A 5620-nucleotide genomic window follows, 5' to 3' on the forward strand; every position below is an offset into this window, starting at 1 on the left:
CTGACCGGTTGTATCGCGGGAGTCTTGTCATAGATTCGTAGCGACTGGAAGATGTAGTTAGAACGTCTGGAATGGGTAGCAAGATCACGAGGAACCCGGCAGTTTCTGGATCAGTTTCGGTTCAGCACGCTCACATTGTCAGCACCGCCGCGCCTTGAAAGTTTCCCGCTTTCAATTCTTGTAATGCGTGGTTTGCCTCTTCAAGAGGAAAACGGACTGTATGCGGTTTGATAGGAATCGCGGCTGCTTCGCGCAAGAGATCAATTCCGTCCTGTCTGGTGTTGGCTGTCACACTACGGATGACCCGTTCCCCGAATACGTCACGATCGTAATCGAGCGGAGGAATGGGCGACATGTGAATGCCGGCCAGGGCAAGCGTGCCGCCTCTGTCGAGCGCTCTCAAGGCCGGAGGGACGAGTTCACCGGCCGGCGCAAAAATGATTGACCCATGCAGTTTATCAGGTGGCATCTCCGTCGAGCCGCCGACCCAGACGGCACCCAGTTCTCTTGCCAACGCTTGATGCTCGGACTTGAGCGAACTGACATAGACCTGACAACCCCAATGGCGTGCGATCTGAATCGCGATATGTGCGGAGGCCCCAAACCCGTACAACCCGAGGCGCTGACCCGGCTTGATGCCGCTGAGCCGTAACGCGCGATAGCCGATAATTCCGGCGCAAAGCAAAGGAGCGGCGTCATCGTCGGAAAAGATCGATGGAATTGGATAGGCGAACCCTGCCGACAGAGCCGCATATTCCGCATACCCTCCGTCGACCTGATAGCCGGTGAATTTTGCCTGTAAGCAGAGGTTTTCCCTTCCGCTTGTGCAGAATTCGCACTGTCCACATGTTCCCTGAAGCCAGGCAATCCCGACTCGTTCCCCTTCCTTGATCTCCGAGACCTTGGAACCGACTTGCATCACCGTGCCGATTGCTTGATGTCCTGGGATCAGGGGGAGTGGAATATCGGGAAGGTCTCCTTCCACTACATGGAGATCCGTGCGACAGACGCCGCAGACATGAACCTTGACGAGGACCTGACCTGCCTTTGGGACGGGTATCGGCCGATCGTGAAGCCGCAAAGGACTAGTGGAAACGTCATTGATATGGTCGAGTACCATCGCTTTCATCGTATGTCCGTCATCTGAAAGTCGGAAGGGGCGAAGGTGAGAAAGTTCGAGCGTTCAGCTTCTTTAACGTTTCCACTCTCTACGGCTTTTTCGTTTTGATACATTCGATGTCCAAATGAATCTGGACTTCGTTTCCGACGACTAACCCCCCCGTATCGAGCGTCTTGTTCCAAATCATGCCGAAGTCCTTGCGATTCAATGTTCCATCGGCGGTGAATCCGGCTCTGGTGTTGCCTCCGGGATCCTTCGTGACGCCATTGAAAGTTCCGATCAACGTGATCTCTTTGGTCACGCCGCGCAGGGTGAGATGACCGACAACCTTATAGGTATCCCCCTGTTTTTTATATTTTTTCATCTTATACATGATCGTCGGGAACTGTTTGACGTCCAAGAAGTCGGCATTGCGGAGGTGCATGTCGCGTTTCTCCTGATTCGTGTCGATTGACTCGGCTTTGATCGTCGCTTCAATCGTCTTCAGGGTTTTGGCATCCGCATCCAGTTCGATAAATCCATGATAATCCTGGAAATGCCCTGACGTTTTTGACACAAGCATGTGCGTCACGCGAAACTCAATCACTGAGTGGTCAGGATCGATGTCCCAACGAGCCGTTTCAGCCTCGGCGCCCAGCGGGAAGGATCCCAATAGACCTGCCATTACGATTCCCTGCACCCAGGGTGATCGAATTTTCATATGATTACCTTCCGGCGTCTCCTTCCCAATGGGTGAACGGGTACTTCCTCTTGGACGATCATCACGATGAGACCCGGCATCCTACTCATCGTCGGGAAGCCGCGCAACTCGTTTCTTTCAGCGAAACTCGGGTGTCAACCGATTAAGTTGGTATAGAATAGGTTCATGCAGGCGCTCGTCAAAACTACGGCAGGGCCGGGCTTAACTCTCACCAGCTGGGCGGACCCGACCCCAGGGCCACACGATGCCGTGGTGAAGGTGGTTGCGACCTCGTTATGTGGAACCGACGCCCATATTTATCGTTGGGATGAGTGGGCGCAACGGCGAATTCATCCACCGCGAATCATCGGCCATGAATTGTGCGGCCACGTCGTGGAGGTCGGTCGGGAGGTGTCTCTGGTCAAGGTCGGCGACTATGTCGCCGCCGAATCCCACCTCACTTGTGGCGCGTGCTTTCAGTGCCGCACCGGACAGGCGCATGTGTGCAAAAATTACAAGATTCTTGGGATCGATCGGGACGGATCTTACGCTCAGTATGTCGCGCTGCCTGAAGGCGTCTTATGGCATACGGCTCCAGAAATTCCCCCGGAGTTGGCCTGTATGCAGGAGCCGCTGGGGAATGCCGTTGATGCCGCTCTTGCTGAAGATCTCACGGGTCATACCGTGTTGATCACGGGGTGTGGCCCGACCGGTTTATTCGCCGCGGCTGTCGCACGAACCGCCGGCGCCGCGACCATTATCGCGTCCGATGTCAGTGATTATCGACTGGGTTTGGCGAAAGCGATGGGAGTGGATCATGTCCTCAACGCGAGAGCCGAGTCACCGGAGCAAGTGGCGGCGGCCATTCTGGAGATGACCGCCGGTGAAGGAGTCGATGCCGCACTCGAGATGTCGGGAGATCCCACGGCATTGCATCAAGCCTTTCGCGCCGTGAAGAACGGCGGACGAGTCACCTTGTTCGGCATTCCGACCGGTCCCGTTTGCTTTGATCTGCCGAACGAAGTTATTTTTAAGGGCATCCGTGTCTATGGGATCACCGGGAGGCGCTTGTTCGGAACCTGGTACCGGCTGGCCGGTCTCTTCAAAGCCGGCCTCGATATTCGACCGGTCGTGACCCATTCCTTTCCGTTAGCCGAGTTTGCCACCGGGTTTGGGTTGATCCAGTCGGGTCAGTGCGGCAAAGTGGTGCTGTTTCCGTGATGAAGGTCTAAGCGAAGGTCGGTTAAGTTCATCTCAACCTAAGACGGATCCTCAACCTTCAACGACTGTGGCGTACGATTCACTCAAAAAGGTCCTCGACACTCAACTCGCCGACATCCGAGCGAAGGGCCTCTATAAATCCGAGCGGCACATCCTGGGGCCCCAAGGCTCGGACATCCTGGTGGCTCAAGGCTTGGTGCTCAACCTCTGCGCAAACAATTATCTGGGACTGGCGAACCACGCGGCGATCGTTCAGGCGACTCAAAAAGGATTGGAAACACATGGGTATGGCATGGCCTCCGTGCGGTTTATTTGCGGCACGCAGGATCTGCATAAGCGGTTGGAAGAGGCCGTCAGCGAGTTTCTCGGCAACGAGGACACAATCTTATACAGTTCCTGCTTCGATGCGAACGGAGGACTGTTCGAAGTATTGCTGGGTGAGGACGACGCCGTCATCAGCGATGCCTTGAACCATGCCAGCTTGATCGACGGCATCAGACTCTGCAAAGCCAAACGATTCCGATATGCCCATTCCGACATGGCAGACCTCGAAGCGCAGCTTCGTGATGCCGGTGGATGCCGCCTGCGCCTGATTGTAACCGATGGGGTCTTCTCGATGGACGGCGATTTGGCCAAACTGGATCGGATCGTGGAGTTGGCGGAGCGGTACGACGCGGCGGTGGTGGTCGATGACAGCCATGCGACCGGCGTTTTGGGTCCTCAAGGCAGGGGTACGCCGGCTCATTTCGGGGTAGCTGACCGAATCGAGATGGTGACGAGCACGTTGGGGAAAACGCTGGGTGGCGCGACCGGCGGGTTTACATCCGGCAAGGCGGAAGTGATTGAGTTGCTGCGTCAACGATCGCGCCCCTACCTGTTTTCGAACTCACTCCCTCCCCCCATCGCGGCCGGCGCATTGTGTGCCCTTGACTTAGTGAAGCAAGGTAATCAGCTCAGGGAACGGCTTCGAACTAATGCCGTTTTCTTCCGGGATGAGCTGACCAGGCTGGGTTTCAGGCTGATTTCCGGGCAACATCCCATCATTCCGGTGATGTTGGGTGATGCTGCTCTTGCGACCTCCATGGCAGAGGCATTACTGAAGGAAGGAGTCTACGTCGTCGGGTTTAGCTATCCGGTAGTGCCGCAAGGGCAGGCAAGGATCCGGACTCAAATGTCGGCAGCCCATACAACGGTTCAGTTGCGACAAGCCGTGGCCGCTTTCTCAAAGGTGGGCCGGGCCCTCGGTGTCATCCCATAGTTGACCTCAGAGCACCTTCCCAGAATTGACATTTCGCAGCCGGCTCAGTATCCTCTGACACTTTATTACGTGAAGGAGTAGGGTATGAAAGTCATTCTTCAAGAAACCCTGGAAGGGGTCGGGCATCTCGGCGATCTCATCAACGTCGCCGACGGGTTTGCGAGGAACTATCTGCTGCCGCGCCGCAAGGCCGTGGAAGCCGACGGTCGGAGCATCAAGGCCTTCGAACATGCCAAACGAACGGCTGCCGAGAAGGCCAAAAAGGAAAAGCTTGAAATCGAATCCTATGCCAAGAAAGTGTCCGCGATCGCGCTGACGATCGAAGCACAGGTCGGCAAAGACGACAAGATGTTCGGTTCCGTCACCGCCAAGGACATCGCCGAAGGATTGGCCGCGCAAGGAGTGACAGTGGATCGGCGTAAGATCCAATTGGCGCAACCGATCAAGGAACTGGGTACGGTTTCGGTTCCCATCAAGATGCCTCGGGATGTGGTGGCGACGGTGACCGTTCGGGTGGTGAAGAAGCAAGAGCCTGAAGAGCCTTCAGCGTAGGTATTTGACTATGGAGAACATGAGCAGCGATGTCATCCGTTCTTGGGACGCACTGAAGACGGCAGACCCTGATGTCTACGCCGCGATTGAGGCGGAAGAAATTCGGCAGCGTGAGAAGCTGCTTCTGATTGCCTCGGAAAATTTTGCCAGCCCCGCGGTATTGGCCGCGCAAGGCTCGGTGCTCACCAATAAGTATGCGGAAGGTTATCCCGGCAAGCGATACTACGGCGGGTGTCAACATGCCGACACCGTCGAAGATTTGGCGATTCAGCGGTGCAAAGAGATCTTCGGGGCTGAGCACGTGAACGTGCAGCCGCATTCGGGTTCACAGGCCAACATGGCGGCCTATCTGTCGGTCCTGAAGCCGGGGGATACCATTTTAGGAATGGACCTTGCCCAAGGCGGTCACCTCACGCATGGGAGCAAAGTCAATTTCTCCGGTATCCTCTTTCGTGTCTTCTCCTATGGCGTCGATCGCCGGACCGAAACCATCGACTACGATGCCGTCCAGAAGGTCGCGGAAGAATGTCGTCCGCGGATGATCGTGGTCGGGGCCAGCGCCTATGCCCGCGTGCTGGATTTTCCCCGCTTTCAACAAATCGCCAAATCGGTCGGAGCCTATCTGTTAGTGGATATCGCGCATATTGCCGGCCTTATCGCCGCCGGGCTTCATCCGAATCCCGTTCCCTATGCCGACTTTGTCACGACAACGACTCACAAGACGCTGCGTGGTCCGCGCGGGGGCGTCACGATGTGTAAAGCCGAGTATGCGAAGGGCGTCGACAAACTG

6 protein-coding genes are annotated in these 5620 nt (G+C 56.1%); 4 read left to right on the plus strand and 2 right to left on the minus strand.

The window, feature by feature from the left end; genetic code table 11:
- Positions 1 to 130 precede the first annotated feature (130 nt).
- Both ACOSYY_RS07280 and ACOSYY_RS07285 read right to left on the minus strand, forming a co-directional pair.
- Positions 131 to 1129, minus strand: coding sequence for a zinc-dependent alcohol dehydrogenase family protein (locus ACOSYY_RS07280; RefSeq protein ID WP_421661603.1), 999 nt, complete (start codon positions 1127 to 1129; stop codon positions 131 to 133).
- A gap of 79 nt (positions 1130 to 1208) precedes the next feature.
- Complete coding sequence (locus ACOSYY_RS07285) at positions 1209 to 1820, minus strand: YceI family protein (protein WP_421661604.1); 612 nt, start codon at positions 1818 to 1820, stop codon at positions 1209 to 1211.
- A gap of 165 nt (positions 1821 to 1985) precedes the next feature.
- Between ACOSYY_RS07285 and tdh the strand changes: the two genes are divergently transcribed.
- The 4 genes from tdh to glyA all read left to right on the plus strand — a co-directional run.
- Positions 1986 to 3020 (plus strand): L-threonine 3-dehydrogenase, zinc-binding type, encoded by a 1035-nt coding sequence (tdh, locus tag ACOSYY_RS07290; protein ID WP_421661605.1) that lies wholly within the window; start codon positions 1986 to 1988, stop codon positions 3018 to 3020.
- Positions 3021 to 3087: 67 nt separating this feature from the next.
- The gene (kbl, locus tag ACOSYY_RS07295) at positions 3088 to 4278 is read left to right on the plus strand and encodes a glycine C-acetyltransferase (protein ID WP_421661606.1); all 1191 of its coding nucleotides are present in this window, start codon (positions 3088 to 3090) and stop codon (positions 4276 to 4278) included.
- 84 nt (positions 4279 to 4362) lie between these two features.
- Entirely contained in the window at positions 4363 to 4830 is a 468-nt protein-coding gene (gene rplI / locus ACOSYY_RS07300; protein ID WP_421661607.1) for a 50S ribosomal protein L9, read from the plus strand.
- Positions 4831 to 4849: 19 nt separating this feature from the next.
- Positions 4850 to 5620: serine hydroxymethyltransferase (gene glyA / locus ACOSYY_RS07305; protein WP_421661608.1), on the plus strand; the 771-nt coding region annotated here is incomplete at its 3' end.

The sequence above is a fragment of the Nitrospira sp. BLG_2 genome, from assembly GCF_049222245.1.

Bases quoted from the DNA above. Each gene is read 5' to 3' on its own strand.
- ACOSYY_RS07280 (WP_421661603.1), bottom strand. From the start codon at position 1,129: ATGAAAGCGATGGTACTCGACCATATCAATGACGTTTCCACTAGTCCT.
- tdh (WP_421661605.1), top strand. From the start codon at position 1,986: ATGCAGGCGCTCGTCAAAACTACGGCAGGGCCGGGCTTAACTCTCACC.
- rplI (WP_421661607.1), top strand. From the start codon at position 4,363: ATGAAAGTCATTCTTCAAGAAACCCTGGAAGGGGTCGGGCATCTCGGC.
- ACOSYY_RS07285 (WP_421661604.1), bottom strand. From the start codon at position 1,820: ATGAAAATTCGATCACCCTGGGTGCAGGGAATCGTAATGGCAGGTCTA.